The organism is Arthrobacter sp. zg-Y179, from assembly GCF_020907345.1.
Classification (GTDB): domain Bacteria; phylum Actinomycetota; class Actinomycetes; order Actinomycetales; family Micrococcaceae; genus Arthrobacter_B; species Arthrobacter_B jinronghuae.
Genome location: NZ_JAJJOB010000008.1, coordinates 285,828 through 303,095, shown reverse-complemented (window position 1 = coordinate 303,095; position 17,268 = coordinate 285,828). Strand labels below are relative to the sequence as shown.

Annotated in this window: 22 protein-coding genes and 1 pseudogene; 9 read left to right on the top strand and 14 right to left on the bottom strand. The window is 65.1% G+C overall.

The window, feature by feature from the left end:
• Positions 1 to 390: 390 nt before the first annotated feature.
• Both LOC56_RS10065 and LOC56_RS10060 read right to left on the bottom strand, forming a co-directional pair.
• Positions 391 to 981: a GNAT family N-acetyltransferase gene (locus LOC56_RS10065; RefSeq protein WP_229952264.1), complete on the bottom strand. Its 591-nt coding sequence runs from the start codon at positions 979 to 981 to the stop codon at positions 391 to 393.
• Positions 982 to 1,109: 128 nt separating this feature from the next.
• Positions 1,110 to 1,460 (bottom strand): ArsR/SmtB family transcription factor, encoded by a 351-nt coding sequence (locus LOC56_RS10060; RefSeq protein WP_229952123.1) that lies wholly within the window; start codon positions 1,458 to 1,460, stop codon positions 1,110 to 1,112.
• Positions 1,461 to 1,554: 94 nt separating this feature from the next.
• On the opposite strand from LOC56_RS10060, the gene arsB reads away from it, so the two are divergent.
• Genes arsB through LOC56_RS10035 form a run of 5 tightly spaced genes read left to right on the top strand, consistent with a single transcriptional unit; the run spans position 1,555 to position 5,426 of the window.
• On the top strand, positions 1,555 to 2,697 hold the full coding sequence (gene arsB / locus LOC56_RS10055) for an ACR3 family arsenite efflux transporter (RefSeq protein WP_269437966.1): 1,143 nt from the start codon (positions 1,555 to 1,557) through the stop codon (positions 2,695 to 2,697).
• On the top strand, positions 2,694 to 3,113 hold the full coding sequence (locus tag LOC56_RS10050) for an arsenate reductase ArsC (protein ID WP_229952122.1): 420 nt from the start codon (positions 2,694 to 2,696) through the stop codon (positions 3,111 to 3,113). The genes arsB and LOC56_RS10050 overlap by 4 nt, the downstream gene beginning before the upstream one ends.
• Positions 3,114 to 3,146: 33 nt before the next feature.
• Positions 3,147 to 4,697, top strand: a complete 1,551-nt coding sequence (locus LOC56_RS10045; RefSeq protein ID WP_229952121.1) for an FAD-dependent oxidoreductase — start codon at positions 3,147 to 3,149, stop codon at positions 4,695 to 4,697.
• A gap of 55 nt (positions 4,698 to 4,752) precedes the next feature.
• Positions 4,753 to 5,109, top strand: coding sequence for a DMT family transporter (locus tag LOC56_RS10040; protein WP_229952120.1), 357 nt, complete (start codon positions 4,753 to 4,755; stop codon positions 5,107 to 5,109).
• On the top strand, positions 5,109 to 5,426 hold the full coding sequence (locus LOC56_RS10035) for a DMT family transporter (protein ID WP_229952119.1): 318 nt from the start codon (positions 5,109 to 5,111) through the stop codon (positions 5,424 to 5,426). Before LOC56_RS10040 ends, LOC56_RS10035 begins: the two co-directional genes overlap by 1 nt.
• A gap of 57 nt (positions 5,427 to 5,483) precedes the next feature.
• On the opposite strand, the gene LOC56_RS10030 is transcribed toward LOC56_RS10035, so the two are convergent.
• Positions 5,484 to 5,849, bottom strand: coding sequence for a hypothetical protein (locus tag LOC56_RS10030; RefSeq protein ID WP_229952118.1), 366 nt, complete (start codon positions 5,847 to 5,849; stop codon positions 5,484 to 5,486).
• Between LOC56_RS10030 and LOC56_RS10025 the strand changes: the two genes are divergently transcribed.
• The gene (locus LOC56_RS10025; protein WP_331460931.1) at positions 5,781 to 6,209 is read left to right on the top strand and encodes an SDR family NAD(P)-dependent oxidoreductase; all 429 of its coding nucleotides are present in this window, start codon (positions 5,781 to 5,783) and stop codon (positions 6,207 to 6,209) included. The genes LOC56_RS10030 and LOC56_RS10025 overlap by 69 nt on opposite strands.
• Before the next feature lie 124 nt (positions 6,210 to 6,333).
• On the opposite strand, the pseudogene LOC56_RS10020 reads toward LOC56_RS10025, so the two are convergent.
• A pseudogene (locus LOC56_RS10020) lies at positions 6,334 to 6,489 on the bottom strand (recombinase family protein); the annotation flags it as partial.
• 127 nt (positions 6,490 to 6,616) lie between these two features.
• On the opposite strand from LOC56_RS10020, the gene LOC56_RS10015 reads away from it, so the two are divergent.
• Positions 6,617 to 7,588, top strand: coding sequence for a serine hydrolase domain-containing protein (locus LOC56_RS10015; RefSeq protein WP_229952117.1), 972 nt, complete (start codon positions 6,617 to 6,619; stop codon positions 7,586 to 7,588).
• A gap of 270 nt (positions 7,589 to 7,858) precedes the next feature.
• Here the strand turns inward: LOC56_RS10015 and LOC56_RS10010 are convergent, their stop codons facing one another.
• The 3 genes from LOC56_RS10010 to LOC56_RS10000 are packed head-to-tail and all read right to left on the bottom strand — an operon-like array spanning position 7,859 to position 9,865.
• A complete protein-coding gene (locus LOC56_RS10010) occupies positions 7,859 to 9,199 on the bottom strand; it encodes an MFS transporter (RefSeq protein WP_229952116.1) in 1,341 nt (446 codons plus the stop codon).
• Positions 9,196 to 9,384 (bottom strand): helix-turn-helix transcriptional regulator, encoded by a 189-nt coding sequence (locus tag LOC56_RS10005; protein ID WP_370646419.1) that lies wholly within the window; start codon positions 9,382 to 9,384, stop codon positions 9,196 to 9,198. Before LOC56_RS10005 ends, LOC56_RS10010 begins: the two co-directional genes overlap by 4 nt.
• 13 nt (positions 9,385 to 9,397) lie before the next feature.
• Positions 9,398 to 9,865 carry a hypothetical protein gene (locus tag LOC56_RS10000; RefSeq protein ID WP_229952114.1) on the bottom strand — a complete coding sequence of 156 codons (468 nt, stop codon included), beginning with the start codon at positions 9,863 to 9,865 and terminating at the stop codon, positions 9,398 to 9,400.
• 177 nt (positions 9,866 to 10,042) lie between these two features.
• On the opposite strand from LOC56_RS10000, the gene LOC56_RS09995 reads away from it, so the two are divergent.
• A complete protein-coding gene (locus LOC56_RS09995; protein ID WP_229952113.1) occupies positions 10,043 to 10,456 on the top strand; it encodes a DUF1349 domain-containing protein in 414 nt (137 codons plus the stop codon).
• Here LOC56_RS09995 and LOC56_RS09990 read toward each other — a convergent pair.
• The 4 genes from LOC56_RS09990 to LOC56_RS09975 all read right to left on the bottom strand — a co-directional run bounded on the left by LOC56_RS09990 (position 10,440) and on the right by LOC56_RS09975 (position 12,459).
• The gene (locus tag LOC56_RS09990; protein WP_229952112.1) at positions 10,440 to 10,967 is read right to left on the bottom strand and encodes a GNAT family N-acetyltransferase; all 528 of its coding nucleotides are present in this window, start codon (positions 10,965 to 10,967) and stop codon (positions 10,440 to 10,442) included. The genes LOC56_RS09995 and LOC56_RS09990 overlap by 17 nt on opposite strands.
• A gap of 74 nt (positions 10,968 to 11,041) precedes the next feature.
• Positions 11,042 to 11,716, bottom strand: a complete 675-nt coding sequence (locus LOC56_RS09985) for a hypothetical protein (RefSeq protein ID WP_229952111.1) — start codon at positions 11,714 to 11,716, stop codon at positions 11,042 to 11,044.
• A 3-nt stretch (positions 11,717 to 11,719) separates the two neighbouring features.
• Positions 11,720 to 11,869: a hypothetical protein gene (locus LOC56_RS09980; RefSeq protein ID WP_229952110.1), complete on the bottom strand. Its 150-nt coding sequence runs from the start codon at positions 11,867 to 11,869 to the stop codon at positions 11,720 to 11,722.
• 80 nt (positions 11,870 to 11,949) lie between these two features.
• The gene (locus LOC56_RS09975; RefSeq protein ID WP_229952109.1) at positions 11,950 to 12,459 is read right to left on the bottom strand and encodes a CGNR zinc finger domain-containing protein; all 510 of its coding nucleotides are present in this window, start codon (positions 12,457 to 12,459) and stop codon (positions 11,950 to 11,952) included.
• Positions 12,460 to 12,572: 113 nt separating this feature from the next.
• Here LOC56_RS09975 and LOC56_RS09970 point away from each other — a divergent pair, with 113 nt between their 5' ends.
• Complete coding sequence (locus LOC56_RS09970) at positions 12,573 to 13,433, top strand: alpha/beta fold hydrolase (RefSeq protein ID WP_229952108.1); 861 nt, start codon at positions 12,573 to 12,575, stop codon at positions 13,431 to 13,433.
• Between the two features lie 182 nt (positions 13,434 to 13,615).
• Here LOC56_RS09970 and LOC56_RS09965 read toward each other — a convergent pair whose 3' ends face one another.
• The 3 genes from LOC56_RS09965 to LOC56_RS09955 form a co-directional block, all read right to left on the bottom strand.
• On the bottom strand, positions 13,616 to 14,383 hold the full coding sequence (locus LOC56_RS09965) for an SDR family NAD(P)-dependent oxidoreductase (RefSeq protein WP_229952107.1): 768 nt from the start codon (positions 14,381 to 14,383) through the stop codon (positions 13,616 to 13,618).
• A 125-nt stretch (positions 14,384 to 14,508) separates the two neighbouring features.
• Positions 14,509 to 16,098 carry an ABC transporter permease gene (locus LOC56_RS09960; RefSeq protein WP_229952106.1) on the bottom strand — a complete coding sequence of 530 codons (1,590 nt, stop codon included), beginning with the start codon at positions 16,096 to 16,098 and terminating at the stop codon, positions 14,509 to 14,511.
• On the bottom strand, positions 16,095 to 17,006 hold the full coding sequence (locus LOC56_RS09955) for an ABC transporter ATP-binding protein (RefSeq protein WP_229952105.1): 912 nt from the start codon (positions 17,004 to 17,006) through the stop codon (positions 16,095 to 16,097). The genes LOC56_RS09960 and LOC56_RS09955 overlap by 4 nt, the downstream gene beginning before the upstream one ends.
• Between the last annotated feature and the right edge of the window lie 262 nt (positions 17,007 to 17,268).

Below are 17,268 nucleotides of genomic sequence, written 5' to 3'. Positions count from 1 at the left end.
GTGCAGGATCCAACGGGCCTGCCTACGGTTGATGTGGTCGGTCATTGGTCTCCCTGGTCGGTGATTCTGTCCGTTCGGAGTGCTACACCCTAACAGCACCGTGCATGGTGGCCCGCAATATTATTCGCGATTATTCGCGCATTGAGCTACGTCAGGAGGACGCATATCGTTCTTATGTCCGTAAGCGGATCTTCCATAGGGACCGTGGTGAAGCCTCTATGGTGAAGCGACCCCCGCTTTCTAACTACTTGCTAGTGGTCCTTGTTCGACGCCGTGCATCATACGTCCCGGCTGGGATCACGACCAATCCCGCTGCGCAAATCATCGCAATCCACTCGTCGGTAGTGACGCTTACCCACAACCCGAGAATGAGTACCACCAAGCTGAAGGTCAATGGCAGAAGCATAGAAGGAGCCGAGTTCTTCTTTCCCTGGTTATTTGCCATGAGTGAAGCCTAGACGGGGAGCCGCAGGTTAAGAGTTTCTTTGGCAACAGCCTTAACGAGCGAGCTTCTTCGTAGCCCGAAAGCCGGTGGTTTTGAGGCAGTCGTCTTCGTCGTTTATGAGCAGTTCTGCGTGGCCGCTGGAACAGCCTAAACGGAACGGCGTAGCCGGTCAGACAAACCAAGAGCGAAGCGTCTTCGACAGGTTCCTCTGCCGTATGAGGAAAGCGGGTTGGCTTCTGCGGGGCAGGGTGGCCGTACAGGGCGGGGCTGGCTGTGTTCTCCGGAATGACACTGCACTGAAGTGTCCAGATTCCCGAGGTCTCCGCGGACGCCACCACTGCACGCATCAGAAGCCTTCTGATGCCGCGTCCTCGGGCTGCGGGGGCGATGTAAACAGAATGTTCGACGACGCCCCGGTAGGCCTTCCGGCTGGAAACGGGGGAGGCCGTAGCCCATCCCAGGATGCCGTTTCCTGCGCCGGCGACAAGCCGGAGCCCGGCTAGATGGCCGGAATCAAAGGCTTCCCATTCGGGCACCTTGCTCTCGAAGGTGGCATGGCCGGTGGCAATCCCCGCCGCGTAGATGCTGCGCACCGAGGGCCAGTCCGAAGCCAGCAGGGAACGGACGAGTACCGCGCCTTCCGGCGTAGCGGCAGGCCTGCTGCTTACCGGGGCGACAAAACAGCAGCAGCGCGTTCCAGCGCACCCGGAACGATGGAGTAGTAGGCCCAGACGCCGCGCTTCTCACGGTGCAGGATGCCGGCGTCGACCAGGATCTTCAGATGGTGGGACACCGTCGGTTGGCCCAGTCCGATCGGCTCGGTGAGGTCACACACGCAGGCTTCCTTGTTCTCCTGGGCGGCGATCAGCGAGACCAGGCGCAGCCGGGTCGGCTCGGCCACGGCCTTGAGCAGCTGGGCGAAGCGCTGGGCGTCTTCGATGCTCAGCGCTTCCGAAGTCAGCGGGGTGCAGCAGGCCTCGACGGCGGGAGCGGGAACTGTCAGTGCAGTGGTCACCTGCCCATTATGCACAGATTGACAGGCATCGATATATCCCGGGATACTCAACATCGAAGGATATCGATGTTCTTCAATGTAGGTTGCCCTGTCGATGTCCCTGCCGAGGAGCTTTGTGAGCACGTCCACCGCACCACCCCAGACCGGCCAGGTCACCGCCCGGCTCTCCACCCTGGACCGCTTCCTGCCCGTCTGGATCCTCGCCGCGATGGCCGCCGGACTGCTGCTGGGCCGCCTGGTTCCGGGCATCGGGCCCGCGCTGGACTCGGTGAAGGTGTCGAATGTGTCGCTGCCCATCGCCGTCGGCCTGCTGGTGATGATGTATCCGGTGCTGGCCAAGGTCCGCTACGACGAAACCTCGAAGGTTGTCGCCGACCGGAAACTGATGGTCACGTCACTGGTGCTCAACTGGGTCGCCGCCCCGGCGTTTATGTTCGCGCTGGCCTGGATTTTCCTGCCGGACCTGCCGGAATACCGCACCGGCCTGATCATTGTCGGCCTGGCCCGCTGCATTGCGATGGTGATGATCTGGAACGACCTCGCCTGCGGTGACCGCGAAGCCGCCGCCGTGCTGGTGGCCATCAACTCCGTCTTCCAGGTCGTCGCCTTTGGTGCCCTGGGCTGGTTCTACCTGCAGGTCCTGCCCGGCTGGCTGGGACTGGAAACCACCAGCGCCGGCTTCTCCTTCTGGTCCATCACGGCCAGTGTGCTCATCTTCCTGGGCATCCCCCTGCTGGCCGGCTTCCTCACCCGCACCCTCGGCGAAAAGGCGAAGGGCCGCGACTGGTACGAAGGCACGTTCCTTCCGAAGATCGGCCCGTGGGCGCTCTACGGCCTGCTGTTCACCATCGTGCTGCTCTTCGCCCTGCAGGGGGATGAGATCACCTCGAACCCGCTCGACGTCGCCCGCATCGCCCTGCCGCTGCTGGTCTACTTCCTGGTGGTGTTCGGCGCCGGCATGCTGCTGGGCAAACTCCTGTACCTGGGCTACCCCCGCACCACCACGCTGGCCTTCACCGCCGCCGGCAACAACTTCGAACTCGCCATTGCCGTGGCGATCGGCACCTACGGCGTGACCTCCGGGCAGGCACTGGCCGGCGTCGTCGGACCCCTGATCGAAGTCCCCGTCCTGGTCGCGCTGGTCTATGTCGCCCTCTGGGCGCAGAAGAAATACTGGCCCGCCGCCGCTCCCGCCGCTCCCACCCCTGACGCCTCCACAGAAAAGATGAACCGATGAGCACCACCGAAACCGCAGCCAAGCCCTCCGTCCTGTTCGTCTGCGTGCACAACGCCGGACGGTCGCAGATGGCCGCCGCGTACCTGCGACACCTCGGCGAGGGACGGATCGAAGTCCGGTCCGCCGGATCCGCGCCCGCCGACTCGGTCAACCCCGCCGCCGTCGAAGCCATGGCCGAAGAGGGTATCGACATGTCCGCCGAGCTGCCCAAGGTGCTGACCACCGAAGCAGTGAAGGAGTCCGACGTCGTGATCACCATGGGCTGCGGCGATGCCTGCCCGATCTTCCCCGGCAAGCGCTACGAGGACTGGAAACTCGACGACCCCGCAGGCCAGGGAGTGGACGCGGTCCGACCCATCCGCGACGACATCAAGACCCGGATCACCGCACTCATCGCCGACCTCCTGCCGGCTTAGCAAAACTTTCGTACTCCTTGAGGAAAAGCACCAATGAACACTGAACTGTCCCAGCTTCCCGTCGCCGTCATCGGGTCCGGCCCCGTGGGCCTGGCGGCTGCCGCGCACCTGCTCGAACGCGGACTGACGCCGGTCATCTTCGAAGCCGGCGACGCACCCGCCGCGGCCGTCCGTGCCTGGGGGCACATCCGTCTGTTCTCGCCATGGCAGTACGACGTCGATGCCGCCGCCCGCCGCCTGCTCGCCGGCACCGGCTGGCAGGAACCGGACGCCGAGACCCTGCCGACCGGCGTCGAACTCCTCGACCAGTACCTGCAGCCGCTGGCTGCCGTGCCCGCTATCCGGAACGCCCTGCACACCAACAGCGAAGTAGTTGCCGTCAGCCGGGAAGGCCTGGACAAGACCCGCACCGGCGGACGCGATACCACTCCGTTCCTGGTCCGCGTCCGGAACGCCGACGGCATAACCGCCGATCACCGGGTCCGCGCCGTCATCGACGCTTCCGGCACCTGGAACTCCCCGAACCCGCTCGGCTCGGCCGGACTTGCAGCACCGGGGGAGGCCGAGGCCTACGCGGCCGGCTTCATCACCGCGCCGCTGCCGGACGTCACCGGCCGGGACCGCGCCCGTTTCGCCGGCAAGCACGTCCTGGTGGTCGGTGCCGGCCATTCGGCGGCCAATACGCTGCTGGCACTGGGGGAGCTGGCCGAGCAGGAACCGGACACCCGGATCAGCTGGGCCATCCGCCGGTCCTCGGCGGCAAGTGTGTACGGCGGCGGCGACCTCGACGGGCTGCCCGCCCGCGGCGCGCTGGGCAGCCGGCTGCGGACCCTGGTCGAGGAAGGCCGCATCGAACTGCACACCTCGTTCACCATCACCGGGTTCAAGAGCGCGGACACCCTGACCGTTGTCGGGGCCACGCCGTCCGGGGAGACGCAGTTGGACGTCGACCTGCTGGTGCCGGCCACCGGCTTCCGTCCGAACCTGGACATGCTGAGGGAAGTCCGCCTTGATCTGGACCCGGCCGTGGAAGCGCCGCGGGCACTCGGGCCGCTTATCGACCCGGAATTCCACAGCTGCGGCACCGTGACACCGCACGGCGCCCGCCTGCTGTCCCACCCGGAAAAGGACTTCTACATTGTCGGCATGAAGTCCTACGGCCGGGCGCCGACGTTCCTGATGGCCACCGGCTACGAGCAGGTCCGTTCCATTGCCGCGGCCCTTGCCGGCGACCAGAAGGCGGCCGACGACGTCGAACTCGTGCTGCCCGAAACCGGCGTCTGTTCCACGGATCTGGGCGGCAGCTGCGACACCGTGTCCAGCTGCGGCACCGACGCGGCCGCTGATCAGGGGGACTCCGCCTGCTGTGGTGTGCCGGAACCGGCTGCTGCTGCACCGGTTGATTCCTGCTGCTCGGTACCGGAGCCGGCTGCTGCTACGCCCGCTGCTGACTCCTGCTGCGCGGCGCCGGAACCGGCTGCTGCTACGCCCGCTGCTGACTCCTGCTGCGCGGCGCCGGAACCGGCGTTCCTCGGTATTCCTACCGGCCTGGAACACGGTCGCTCCGGAGAACGGGGAAACTAGTTCCGGATACGATGCCGTAGGTCCCGCCACACGTCGTCACCGAAGGAACCGTTCGATGAGCAACAGCACAAAAGGGTGGATGCTCCTGTCCGCCGCCATCCTCGCTGAAGTGACGGCGTCGCTCTCGCTCAAAGGTGCGTTGGAGCATGCCGGCCTCTATGCGGTGGTCGCGGCCGGCTATCTTGGCTCCTTCATCCTGCTCGCCGGTGTGCTGCGCACCGGCATGGCCTTGGGTGTCGCCTACGGCGTGTGGGGTGCAAGCGGCGTCGCCCTGACCGCCATCGGCTCCCTGGTCATCTTCGGGGAACCGCTCACCCTGCTGATGGGCATTGGTATCGCCGTTGTCATCGCCGGGGTGCTCTGCGTCGAACTCGGATCACAAGCGGCACATGAGAAAGCCGAATCCGCCTAATGGCTTACTTGTTCCTGATCGGAGCGATCCTCTTCGAAGTGGCAGGCACCGTCTGCCTTCGCCTCGCCGTCGATGACAGGCGCTGGTACGGCGGGGTCGCCGTCGGCTACCTGGTTGCGTTCATCATGCTTACCCTCACCCTCGCCAACGGCCTGCCATTGGGCATCGCCTACGGGATCTGGGCGGCCGCCGGCGTTGCACTGACAGCAGTCATCGGCAGGGTCTTATTCAAGGAACCCTTCACCTGGCTGATGGGCCTGGGAATAGTCCTCATTGCCGGCGGTGTGCTGCTCATCGAACTGGGCGCTGTCCACTGACGACAGCAGGATCAGGCGGGACCGTGAACGGTTAGTGCTGCAGCCTGCGGCCTCGAGTCAGGCTCGAGCTTGCAGCATTCGCTCGACGGCGGTGACGACCGCTTGCCGGCGAGCGGCAACTTCCTCACCCCTGTCCGGGTTTTCCGCGAGACCGGTAAGCCCTTCCGGAGAGAGCTGCCAGGCCTGCGCGATGGCGTAGATGAAGACCAGAACGTCGACGGCGGACAGCGGGCGTGCGGCAGCCGTCGCGACGGCGAGCGTTTTGTTCCGATAGATATCGCTCGGCTCGGCGGTGGCCTCCGGCCGCTCGAGCTGAGCCCACATGCTCAGGCGGAGGACTTCGGGGAAGCGCTGATGATGGTCGAACACATCCCCGGCCCAGCCTGCGAGGTCCTCGGGACGCGGCGGGACATTCTTGGCCATGCGCCGCAGGCCAGCATCGTGAACGTGTCGAGTTCGCTCAGCCGGCACGTTAGCCCGGCGACCTCCGTCTATGCGGCATCGAAGAAGGCGCTCGAAGCACTTACCCGGAGCCTCGCCGTCGAACTGGGCCCGCGGGGCATTCGGATCAACTCGATCGCCCCCGGGCCGACGGCCACCGACTTCAATGGCGGAGCCATGCGCGATAGCGAAGCCATGCGCATGGCACTGTCCGGGCAAACCGCTCTCGGACGGGTGGGTGAGCCGGATGAAATTGCCGACGCGATCTCTGCCCTGGTGTCTCCCGAGTTCCGCTGGGCAACGGGTGAGCGCATCGAAGTATCCGGCGGTGTGCTGTTGTGACTAAACGGTGGTTCCGTCGAGCACACATGGGGGAGCCGGTCATTGCCAGCCGGCGCACTGTCATCGCTGCGTTTTCTCGGTTGGAAGGATTTTCGGCCTGCATAATGACGTTCTCAGTGGGCGAAGACAGCTCCTCGCGGGTCCTTAGGTGAATGAGCGCGGCCTCGAACTCGGCGACCATGCCGAGGATGTTGAAGAGAAGACGCCCAACGGGATCCGAGGGGTCGTAGACGCTGGCGCCCAGGCTCACTGATACGCCACTATGTGTGAGCTCGTCGGCGGGTATCGTCAACTAACGTTGACAGCTTTTGACCTGCCAATTATGGTTGCCCAAGTAGTGTCAACTTGGGTTGACCCGAGTTCGGTGGTGCTTCTCATCCTGTGGACCTAGGGAAGGACGTCCCGTTGTGGAAACGGCATGGATTGGTGACTTTGAACTAGTCCGCGTAGTGGAGCGGATGTTTCGGTCACCTGCCCAAGCGACAGCCGTGGCAGTGGTCACCCCTGAGCGCGAGATGACCGCCAGGGTCGGCTCCGACCACCACTCCACCTTCGAGATCGGGTCGATCTCGAAGGCGCTCACCGGGATGCTGTATCGGGATGTGGTGGAGCGCGGCCTCGCCTCGCCGACGATGGTTCTTCGCGAACTGCTTCCCCTCGACGGATACGGAGACGTGGGGTCCGTGACCCTGGAATCCCTGGCTACCCATCGGTCCGGGCTGCCGGGCCTACCACCGGGGATGCAGCCGCTCCGGCGCACCCTTGGCTTCTGGATCCGCGGCGAGAACCCTTACGGCGATTCCCTTGCCGACCTTCTACTCCAGACGCGCACCGTGCGCGTCGGTACCCCTCGACCCAGGTACTCGAACCTGGGTTTCCAGTTGCTCGGGCATGCCGTGGCGAAAGCAGCCGGCAGCAGCTACGCACAGCTCCTGCAGGACGTTCTCGGCCCTGAGTTCTCGACTCCCGCACGTGTGAAGGATCTCGGCCCTGCGGACCTCACAGGGTCGGACCGCTTCGGGCGTCCCATGCGCGCCTGGGTCGGCGAAGCGATCGCTCCCGCGGGAGGTGTCCGGGCGACAATCGATACCATGAGCGGGTTCCTTCGGTCGCTCCTCGACGGGACACCTCGCGGTATGTCGGCTCTCGATCCTGTTGCCGACTTCACGCCCAGAGTCGGCATCGGCGCCGGATGGATCACCCTCGAGCACCACGGCCGGAGCATCACTTGGCACAACGGAAGTACCGGCGGATTCAGCAGTTGGATCGGACTCGACAGGGCTGCGGGCACCGGCGTCGTCGTGCTCGCGGCGGTCCACCGGTCCGTCGACCGCCAGGGGTTCCGAATTCTCGAGGAATTCGTTTCCCCGGCAGGATGACACGACCACTCGTCGCCGACGGCAAATCAGGCTAATTGGCCGTCGGCGATACGCAGAGGCTCTGGTCGCTCGTAATCTAGCGGCTCAACCCGACGTGACAGCGCTTGTCGATCGGCTTACGGGACAGCACCTCGTGTCCCTGCCTGGATGGTGCAGTTATCCAAGTGGCGGTTAGCCCTGGGTCTGCTGGGCGCGCCGGGGAGCATGGTGACGCACTGGGAGCAGGCCAACGCGCAGCATGTCAGCGCGGGAGCCACTTTCTCCTGACGCCTACGGCACGAGTTCTTCTCCATCGGACAGCTGCTGAACCTCTATGCGGGCGTTTCTGAACTTGGAAAACAGCAGCACGAACCCGGACAAGAGGAGAAAGCCCGCCGCGGCCCAGAGCGCCGTTCCAGTTCCGGCAACGGCTGCCAAGGTGCCCCCAAGCGGAGCGCCGAGCACGATCATTCCGCGGTTCACCGAGCGCATGGTTGCACTCATCCGTGCAATGAGTCGGTCCGGCGTCACGGCCTGCCGGTAGCCCATTTCCAGCGGCCCTTCGGCGCCCATTGCCAGACCGAAGAGGAACTGCCCCGCGCCTGCCAGCAGAAACGCTGCCCACAGCTCTCCCGGCCACTCGGCCGGTGAACCGTGGATCCCGCCGTCGTGCGCCGGATCGGCAACGAAGGGTGCCAGTGCCACCAGGACGACGGCGACCGGCTGGGCGAGGCGGGCAGCGACGATGACGCGGCCCGTACCCCATCGGTTGCCCAGCCGGGTGGAGAGCGTGGTGCCGATGACCGCACCAATGCCCGCACAGCCCAGCACCAGACCCATGCCCAGGGCGCCCAAGCCAAGGTCAAGTAGAAGAACCGCAGGCAGGACCGCCCCGAGGATGGCGGAGCCGATGAACCACAGGTGCGTGCTCCAGGCCAGCGGACCAAGGTAGGCATGGCCGTACACCCAGTCCAGTCCCTCCGCGATTTTCCGGTGGAGCCGTTGTCCGCTTCTCACCGGAGCCGGAGGTTCCGGCCGTTCCAAGGCCAGGAGCACCGCTGCCGAAAGAAGATACGAGACGGCATCGAAAAGAAGTGCCACCGGTGCGGTGACCAATGCCACCAGGCCGCCGGCGACGGCAGTTCCCGTCGCCTGGGCTGCGGTGTCGCTTTGCTGCAGCCGGGCATTGGCCCGAGTCAACAGGGAGCGGGGGACCAGTTGCGGAAGGAAGCTCTGGTAGGCGGCGTCGCTGGTCAGCGCCAGGAGTCCGAAGGCGAACATCAGAACCAGCAGGACCGGAATCGAGATCCCACCCACTGCCGCCGTTACGCATATGCCGACGAGGATCACGGCGCGGCCGACGTCTCCGCCGATGAGTACCGTCCGGCGGGGAAACCGATCAATCCAGATACCGGCAACCAGACCGAATAACAGGTAGGGGGCCCAGCGGGCAGCATTGACCAGACCCTGGTCCAGCGCCGTCCCGTTCATGGTGACCAGCACCAGTACGGACAAAGCCAAAGTGGTCGTATAGGTTCCGAAGTCGGAAACCGTCGACGCGAGCCAGAACCGGACGAATCTCGGATACCGACGCAGGTTCGGCCGCACCTCTTTGGCGTCGGCGCGCCTCATTGCTGCTCGTCGGGAAAGAAGAGGTCCTCTATTGTGCTGTTGAAGACCGCGGCGATCCGAAAGGCCAGCGGCAGCGACGGGTCAAAACGTCCGCGTTCGATGGAGATGACGGTCTGGCGGGATACCCCCAGCTCGTCAGCGAGCCGCTGTTGGGACCAAGCCAGGCGCTGCCGCGACTCATGCACCAGGTTCTTCACGTCAGCCTTTCCGCTGCAGCACCAGGTAACGGATGCCGAAGGAGGCGAAGCCCAGAGCGATCACGGCCGGAAGGACGAGCTTCAGGTCGACTACCAGCTCCCGTGGGATGAAGGCCAGAACGGTAGCCGCGGCCCCAAGCACCAGGATCAGATCCATGAAGGAACCCGCAGCCGCCTTGTCGATCCAGCCGGATTCGACGGAGTCGTCAGGCCGTTCGGTTGCACCTATTAAGGTGTTTCGGTCCACGACCAGGACATAGACCAGGGCCACAGCCGGCATCGCGATGCAGGCGGCAAAGACCCAGAAGCCGAGCGCAGGATTCGATCCGCTGATCCCGGCCAGGACGGCCAGCCGACCTCCTGCTGCTCCCAGGGCCAGCCCGCCCGGAACGGCGACGGCCGCGGCCGGTACGCGGCCGGTTCCGAACTTGGCATATCCCCACTTCGTACGTGTTGGCGCAACGGACATTGCCGGCCTCCTCGGGTGTACAGCTCGCTTGACACGTCTAGTTAGCTTTACAGGTTTGCCGCTGTCAAGAGTGTTGAGGTGCTCGGGACCCCGGCGGGACCGGCGACGTCGTTCTCTTCCTTGCGCCGATTATGCTCGCCGTATCCTTTCCACCCCTATACCGAGAAACGGATGAAAATGTTCGAGAACATGTCGTGGCTGAACGAGCCGACCAGCTGGAAAGCCGACGGGGACTCGCTGACTTTGGAAACTGCTGCCTCCACGGATTTCTGGCGAAAAACCCACTACGGATTCATCCGCGACACCGGACATTTCTTCTACGGCACTTCGGACTGGTCTCTGCGTCCTCTCGGCACAGCCAGGGACGAGATAACCCTGAGGCTGACCCGGCAGGCCACCGCGGTCCATGTGCAGTACCTGGAACGCGGCGGCTCGGATGGGCAGTGGAACAGTCTGCGGCTGGGCTACCTTCCCCTGAAGAGTCGTTGCCAGGTAGGGCTGATGGCATGCTCTCCGGAACGCGGCGGGTTAAACGTGCGGTTCACGGACTTCAGCATTGCACCCTCAGACGGGATCAATCTGCATCCCTGAACGAAGAGCGGTAGCGAACTTCCGTCAGCGTTGAATCCCCAATCAGCTCTTGCTTAGTTGCCCCGTCCGGGGCCATTCCCATTCGTTCGTAGAAATTCCGACCGCGCCGATTTGAGTCCAGAACCCACACGGAAAAAGCGGTATGTCCGCTTTCGCGTAACTGGTTCAGCGCTGCCTCCCACAAGCGGCGCCCGACTCCCGTACCGACAAATTGCTCCAGGAGGTAGAGGGCGGTGACCTCTCCGACCTGCGGATCGGCGTCGTCGTCGCCGCTGGCAGCTGCGTGGGAGAACCCCGCTACCGTCGAGCCGATCACGGCCAGATGCGGTTGAGGCACCAGCCCTTCGTAGATCATTCGCTTCCAGCCCGCAGCCCTTCGCTCAATGTCCAGTCCATCGAGGAGGGAATCGGGCATCAATCCGCGGTAGGCCCATTGCCATGCTTGGACATGGACGTGCGCGAGGTCATGGGCGTCATTTTCGGTGGCTCGGCGGATTTCAACGGCTGGCATAGGCCTTAGTCAACAATGAGAAGGCTATTTGCGCTAGGAGATTCTTTGGGTGAACCAGCCCGGACAGGCGGGCTTTACCGGCAGGCGACCGGCTGCTGCTCAAACTCTGTCGGTCCCACGGGCACGTAACCGCTGAGCTCGTTGCCGTCGGCGTCGAGCTGCACAGTGTATTCGCTGGCTTCGACCAGCCGATACCCGTTGGGGGTGGAGGCGCCGTCGACGGTGAGCTGCCCGCCGGTCGCGTTCCATTCCAGGGTGTAGTTGCCGGCCGCGATCGGCCGGTAGCCGTCGTCGGTGTTCCAGTCACCGGCATGCCGTCCGATTCCGTGGGCGCCGACCGCGTAAACCGTGCCGCTTCCTGACATGAGGAAAGCGGACTCCCGCACTGCGGCGCGGCAGCCCTCCGGCCCTTGGGGATCCAGGATGAAGCTCTCGGTCCCTGCCTCGAGCAGCGATCCGGCGGCGATTCCGGCCCCCACGACGGCGGCCGCCAGCAGTGCCAGAGCGGGGGAGTGCAACCGTGGATTCTTGCGGTCGCCGGCCCCGTTCCGAGAGCCGAGCCACCGAATCGCCAGCGCGGCCAGCAGCAGCGCGGCGGCCGCCAGCCAGGGGCTGACGATGCGGGAGCCGATGACGAGGATCCACCCGGCGGCAGATGACAGGACAACCGCGAGCCCAAGCAGCAGGCAGGCACCGGGCACAGCAACCCGCAACGCATCTGTCCGGTAGCGAGGTTCGTTGGGGTCCACCGGTTACAGCCTTTCCCGGAGCCCGGCGTTTGCCCGGGTGTGGGCTGACCCTATGTCCACAATCAGGCGGGGCGCCGCTTGGGCAGCGGGCGGCAGCCCTTCAATGGCGGCATCCACGAGGGCATGCAGCTTTCGGCTCTCGATTGTCCCCATTGTCCGAACCTAACAGGGTGGTCAAACGGTCCTGGGACGCTACGCTGATCCGGACCCCGGCCGACTCACAATCAGCCCCGTTACGGCCGGTCCGCAGCCGCCCGCTGGCGGCCGGCATGCGTGCGGGCCTTCATGCGGTTGCCGCAGACGGCCATGGAACACCACTTGGCGGTGCCCGGCCTGCTCCTGTCGATGAGGAAAAGGTTGCACTCGTTGTTGGCACAGGGACGCAGACGGCCGGGAAACTCTTGGACCACACGGGACCAGGCAAGCGCTGCACGGAAGGCTATGCGCTCGTCCTCAGGCGCACGCACTTCCCAGTGGAGTCCCTGCGGAGTGACCCGGGGGACCAGGACCCCGTCGCCCAGTGCTGTCGAAAGGCGGGACAGCGCGTCATTGGATCCCCGGACAGCGTCCTGCAGGCACTCGCGCATCCAGCGAAGATGTTCAAGCTCGGCTGGGGAGCCCGTGCCACCGTAGCGTGCGACGAACTCGACGCCGGATGCGCCCGCTAGCTCGTCGGTGGGACTGCCCATGACAACTGGCGTGCTGTTCAGCAGCGCCAGCAGCAGGTCTTCATCCTCTAGCATCGGGTTCCTTTCACGGGGGTGCACGGCACGCTTTCCATGTTCACGGGGGTGCGCGGCACCCGTTCCATGGTAGCGTCCCGATAACCACTAAAACGAATGATAGGGGTTAGTCCATGGTTGCCGTCCATCACCGCACCGTTTCCGTCAACGGCCTAGACGTGTTTTACCGCGAAGCCGGCCCCGTGGACGCCCCGGTGCTCTTGCTCCTGCACGGATATCCCACCAGCTCGCACATGTTCCGCCACCTCATCCCCAGGCTCGCCGAACAATACCGGGTGATCGCCCCGGACCATATCGGCTTCGGCCGCTCGTCGGCGCCGTCAGTCGAGGAGTTTACGTACACATTCGACGGCCTGGCCGAGGTGACGAGTGCTTTTCTGACGGAACTCGGCGTGGACGCCTACACGGTCTACACCCAGGACTACGGCGCCCCCATCGCCTGGCGGCTGGCGCTGGCCAACCCGGCAGCGGTGGAAGGGGTGATTTCGCAGAACGGCAACGGCTACGAAGAGGGGTTTGTGCCCGACTTCTGGGCTCCCATCTGGGCCTACGGTGCGGACCCTTCGCCGGAAAACAAGGCAGCCCTGCGTCCGGCCTTGGGCCGGGAGGCAGTCGAGTGGCAGTACAAGCACGGCGTTCCGGACCCCACCACCGTGGACCCGGACGCCTGGGAGCACGATCTGGCGCTCCTGGCCCGCAGCGGCGTCGACGAGGCCCAGCTCGCCCTCTTCGGCGACTATCACACCAACCGGGCGCTGTATCCGGCGCTCCACGAATGGCTGCGTTCCACCCAGGTTCCGGTGCTTGCCGTGTGGGGGCGGAATGACGAAATCTTCGGTCCGGCCGGAGCATCGGCATTCCTCCAGGACGTCCCCAAGGCGCGCGTGGAACTTCTCGACGGCGGGCATTTCCTCCTGGAGTCACACCTCGACGAGGTGGCGGACGTCATTCTCGACTGGCGGGCCGGGTTCTAGCCGGCAGCCCCGCGGCACAACGACGCAGGCATGCCCTTACGCGCCTCACCCGGAGAGCACCACCGTCTACGATTCCCGGGACAGACCATCTCGACGCCGCTGGTCCCGTCGCCGATCCTCACTACGGAGATCATCCGGTTCAGAGGTCCCTGACCAGCCAATAGTCGCTTTCTTCAAAAGCATTAGTGAACCGAAAATCCTCCATCAACGGTGATCAACTGCCCGACGACGTAAGCCGACGCAGCGCTGGCCAGGAACACAGCCGCGCCTGCGAAGTCCTCGGGCAGACCGTTTCGCCCGACGAGTGTCCGCCGAGCCAGAGCTTGGACGGTCGCTGGGTCCGAGCTGAGCCGCTTGTTCAAGGGGGTTTGGACGAAGCCCGGCACCAATGCGTTTGCGGTGACACCGTATGGTGCCCAGGCCTCGGATTGCGAGCGGGCCAAGGCCTCGATGGCTGCTTTCGACACTCCGTAGGCACCGCTTGACGCGAACGCCCGATGTGCCTGCTGAGAACTGATGTGAATAATCCGGCCGAAACCGCGTTCTGCCATTCCGGGCGCGAGACGCTGACCGAGGATGAACGGCGCCTCGAGGTTGACTCGCATGGTCTCATCCCAGGTGTCCTCGTCGAGCTCGGGGATTAGCGGGCGAAGATTGATACCCGCTGAGTTGACCAGGATGTCGACGTCGCCGGCAGCATCGGCGAGAGCGTGTGCTCCCCGGCGGGTCGAGAGGTCCACGACGACGCCGTCGGCGGAGCCACCCGCCGCGCGTATTTCCGCTACTGTCGCGTCGATCGCCGCTGCGGTCCGGGCCGCGATGAGTACGTGTGCGCCCGCTGCGCTGAGTGCGAGTGCGATCGCTTTGCCAATACCCGAACTTCCTCCCGTCACGAGTGCCACGCGCTCATGCACGCCGAAGAGACCACGAAGATACGCTGCTGAGTCCATCGCATGAGCCTAACGCCGAGCACCGTGCTCTATGGATGTGAGTGAGCCACGACTAATCGTTTCGCAAGCGGATCCCTCATCGCGACATCTGAACGCCACTCCCCGGCTCCATTGGCCACGAATGGCTACCCATCGAGGTCGCGACGGCGAAAACCAGTGAAGCCGATCAGCAGGAACACGGCGGTGACGGCGGAGATTCCCACCAACCCGGCCCACCCGGCGTCGTCGACGGAAACGTTGGGAACGTGCCAGAACGGACTGATGGCCAGCACCCAGTCCCAGAGCCTGAATGTCGGGCCCAGCAACGTGAGCACGAAGGAAATAAACACACCGGCCCAGGACGCGATTAGCACCTGCGGCCGCGCACCGACGACCGCCACCGAAACGGAGGTGGCCGTCCAGACGGCCGGAACCGTCACCACGGCCTGCAGGAGAACCTTGCCGGCGTCGATGCCCAGGTCTCCGGAGGCCAGCACCGTGATGATGGCTCCAGCGAGAAGCAGGTAGATGGTTGGTGTGGCCAATGCGAGCAAGACGTTTGCCGTGAAGTAACGGGAGCGCGGAACGGCGGCGGCCAGAACGGGCTCTAGCCGGCCCTCCAGTTCCTCGATCCGCACCTTCTGCAGGATGTGCACGCCGGGGATGGCGGCGAGAATACCGACCAGGCTCAGGATCGTCACCAGGAAGGCCGGCGCGAGGCCATCCGGTGTGGCTGCACCGGATGCGAGAACCGAGGCGGCTGCGCTGTCACCGCTCAGGATGTCCTTAAAGGAGCGGGCAAAAAACCCGAAGACCACCCCGATAATCATGAATGCAACGGTCCATGTCAGGAGCGGGGCGCGGTTCAGCCGTACAGCCAGGCTCCACGGAGTTCCAACCCTGCCCCGGGCGGGGCCGGGATCGGGAGCGATGGCGCCCTGCCCGAAGTCGCGCCGCGACTGCAGCAGGAAGGCTATACCGAGCAGGACCAGGGTGAGGGCCATTGCGGGGAGCAGCGGCCACCAGTGGTTGCCGCTGGCCGGCCGGGTTTCAGTCATCCAGCTCAGAGGATTGATCCAGGACGTCCAATCCGGTGCCTCCACCGAATACAGGAAGCCGCGCAGCAGGAACAGCGCGCCGAAGGTACCCACGGCCAGCGAGTTGGCCGTCCGCCCATCGGATCCTAGCTGCGCGGTCACGGCGGCGACCGCAGCGAACATCCAACCGGTGGCAGTGAACGTTGCTCCCAGCAGCAGGGAGGCATTCCAGCCGCCGCCGCACCAGGAAGTGACGACTCCGGCGACGGCTCCGAGAGCCGCCGAGCCCATCAGGGCCAGGCTCACTCCCGCCAGCAGGCGGCTGCCCCGGCCCAGCACACCGGATGCCAGAAGCTCGGCCTGTCCGGAGTCCTCCTGGCCCCGGCTGGACCGGGTGACGGTGAAAATCGATCCGAGTGCGGCGAGGAATCCGCCCAGGGCGAGGCTGCGCCAGGCGTTGAAACCGTCGTCGGTGCTCAGATCGTAGGCCGGCCCGAAGATCAGGCCCAGTGCCGGGTTGGAGCCAATGGCAAGGGCTAGTCCGAGGCGGTCCTGCTGGGTGGGAAAGACCCATGGGTAAACGAGTACGGAGGACGCAGAGAGCGCCGTCGCGATCAGGATCCACGGCACAAAGCTACGTCCGTCGAACCGGACAGTAGCACGCAGCAGGGGGCCGGTACCCGTCAGGGCGTTGCTCATGGGCGCGCCCGCGTGGAGGGGGTGTCGGCGTCGTACAGCCGCAGGAAGAGGCTCTCCAGCGAGGGCGGTTCAACGGTCAGCGATGTGATGCCGAACGGGGTGAGTGCTGCCATTGCCTCACCCACCCGGGCGGACTCCACCACAGCCGTGAGTTTGCCGCCGTCCAGGTGCACGTCCTCGAATGCGGCCAGCTGGCCGGGCTGTGGGTTACGTTCCAGAGTGGCGTGGACGGCGGTGGTGGTATGCCCGCGAAGCCGGGCCAGTGTGCCTTCCTCCACGATCCGTCCGTCCCGGATGATGCTCACCCGGTCCGCGAGGGTTTCGACCTCTGCGAGGATATGGCTGCTGAGCAGCACCGTGGTGCCGCGTTGCTTCGCTTCACCGATCACTTCCTGGAAGACGTTCTCCATCAGCGGGTCCAGACCGCTGGTTGGCTCGTCGAGGATCAGGAGTTCGACGTCGGAGGCCAAGGCGGCGACGATGGCTACCTTTTGCCGGTTACCTTTGGAGTACTGGCGGCCCCGCTTCGCGGGATCCAGCTCAAACCGCTGGATCAGTTCCGCCCGCCGCCGCTCGTCCAGCCCGCCGCGGAGCGATCCCAGCAGGTCGATGGCCTCGCCGCCGGTCATGCCCGGCCATAACGCGACATCGCCCGGCACATAGGCAAGCCGCCGATGCAGGGGCACGGCCTCCCGCCACGGATCCTTTCCCAGGACATGAAGGTCTCCGGCGTCGGCCTTCAACAGCCCCAAGAGCACGCGGATGGTTGTTGACTTCCCTGCACCGTTTGGCCCCAGAAAACCGTGCACCTGCCCACGCTCAACCTGTAGGTCCAGCCCGTTGAGAGCCTGGAATCTCCCGAAAGACTTCTCCAGCCCCTGAACACTGATGGCCAACTCCGCGCTCATGGCTGCCTCATTCCCAACTAACCTGCAACGCCCGGTTATAGCTTTGGTCCCACGTGTTGAAGGCGTCTTGGTCGATGCCGTCCCAGCCGTATTCCGTGGCCCATAGGGGCGGAATGAGCGGGTGGAGGGGTTGGCCAGGCTGCATGGCTTGCCGCATGGTCTCCTGCATCTGGCGCATGCTGTCCTGCGTTGGGTATTGCGGTCGGGTGGAATCAGCGGTACCAAGTCCGGCCCCGCGCCCAGGCCGTTCGCCAGCGGCTCT

What these genes read in the sequence shown, in the direction of transcription:
- arsB (WP_269437966.1), top strand. Translation starts at nt 1,555, where the DNA reads ATGTCCCTGCCGAGGAGCTTTGTGAGCACGTCCACCGCACCACCCCAG.
- LOC56_RS10050 (WP_229952122.1), top strand. Translation starts at nt 2,694, where the DNA reads ATGAGCACCACCGAAACCGCAGCCAAGCCCTCCGTCCTGTTCGTCTGC.
- LOC56_RS10045 (WP_229952121.1), top strand. Translation starts at nt 3,147, where the DNA reads ATGAACACTGAACTGTCCCAGCTTCCCGTCGCCGTCATCGGGTCCGGC.
- LOC56_RS10040 (WP_229952120.1), top strand. Translation starts at nt 4,753, where the DNA reads ATGAGCAACAGCACAAAAGGGTGGATGCTCCTGTCCGCCGCCATCCTC.
- LOC56_RS10035 (WP_229952119.1), top strand. Translation starts at nt 5,109, where the DNA reads ATGGCTTACTTGTTCCTGATCGGAGCGATCCTCTTCGAAGTGGCAGGC.
- LOC56_RS10025 (WP_331460931.1), top strand. Translation starts at nt 5,781, where the DNA reads ATGATGGTCGAACACATCCCCGGCCCAGCCTGCGAGGTCCTCGGGACG.
- LOC56_RS10030 (WP_229952118.1), bottom strand. Translation starts at nt 5,849, where the DNA reads ATGGCCAAGAATGTCCCGCCGCGTCCCGAGGACCTCGCAGGCTGGGCC.
- LOC56_RS10010 (WP_229952116.1), bottom strand. Translation starts at nt 9,199, where the DNA reads ATGAGGCGCGCCGACGCCAAAGAGGTGCGGCCGAACCTGCGTCGGTAT.
- LOC56_RS10000 (WP_229952114.1), bottom strand. Translation starts at nt 9,865, where the DNA reads ATGTCCGTTGCGCCAACACGTACGAAGTGGGGATATGCCAAGTTCGGA.
- LOC56_RS09995 (WP_229952113.1), top strand. Translation starts at nt 10,043, where the DNA reads ATGTTCGAGAACATGTCGTGGCTGAACGAGCCGACCAGCTGGAAAGCC.
- LOC56_RS09990 (WP_229952112.1), bottom strand. Translation starts at nt 10,967, where the DNA reads ATGCCAGCCGTTGAAATCCGCCGAGCCACCGAAAATGACGCCCATGAC.
- LOC56_RS09980 (WP_229952110.1), bottom strand. Translation starts at nt 11,869, where the DNA reads ATGGGGACAATCGAGAGCCGAAAGCTGCATGCCCTCGTGGATGCCGCC.
- LOC56_RS09975 (WP_229952109.1), bottom strand. Translation starts at nt 12,459, where the DNA reads ATGCTAGAGGATGAAGACCTGCTGCTGGCGCTGCTGAACAGCACGCCA.
- LOC56_RS09970 (WP_229952108.1), top strand. Translation starts at nt 12,573, where the DNA reads ATGGTTGCCGTCCATCACCGCACCGTTTCCGTCAACGGCCTAGACGTG.
- LOC56_RS09965 (WP_229952107.1), bottom strand. Translation starts at nt 14,383, where the DNA reads ATGGACTCAGCAGCGTATCTTCGTGGTCTCTTCGGCGTGCATGAGCGC.
- LOC56_RS09960 (WP_229952106.1), bottom strand. Translation starts at nt 16,098, where the DNA reads ATGAGCAACGCCCTGACGGGTACCGGCCCCCTGCTGCGTGCTACTGTC.
- LOC56_RS09955 (WP_229952105.1), bottom strand. Translation starts at nt 17,006, where the DNA reads ATGAGCGCGGAGTTGGCCATCAGTGTTCAGGGGCTGGAGAAGTCTTTC.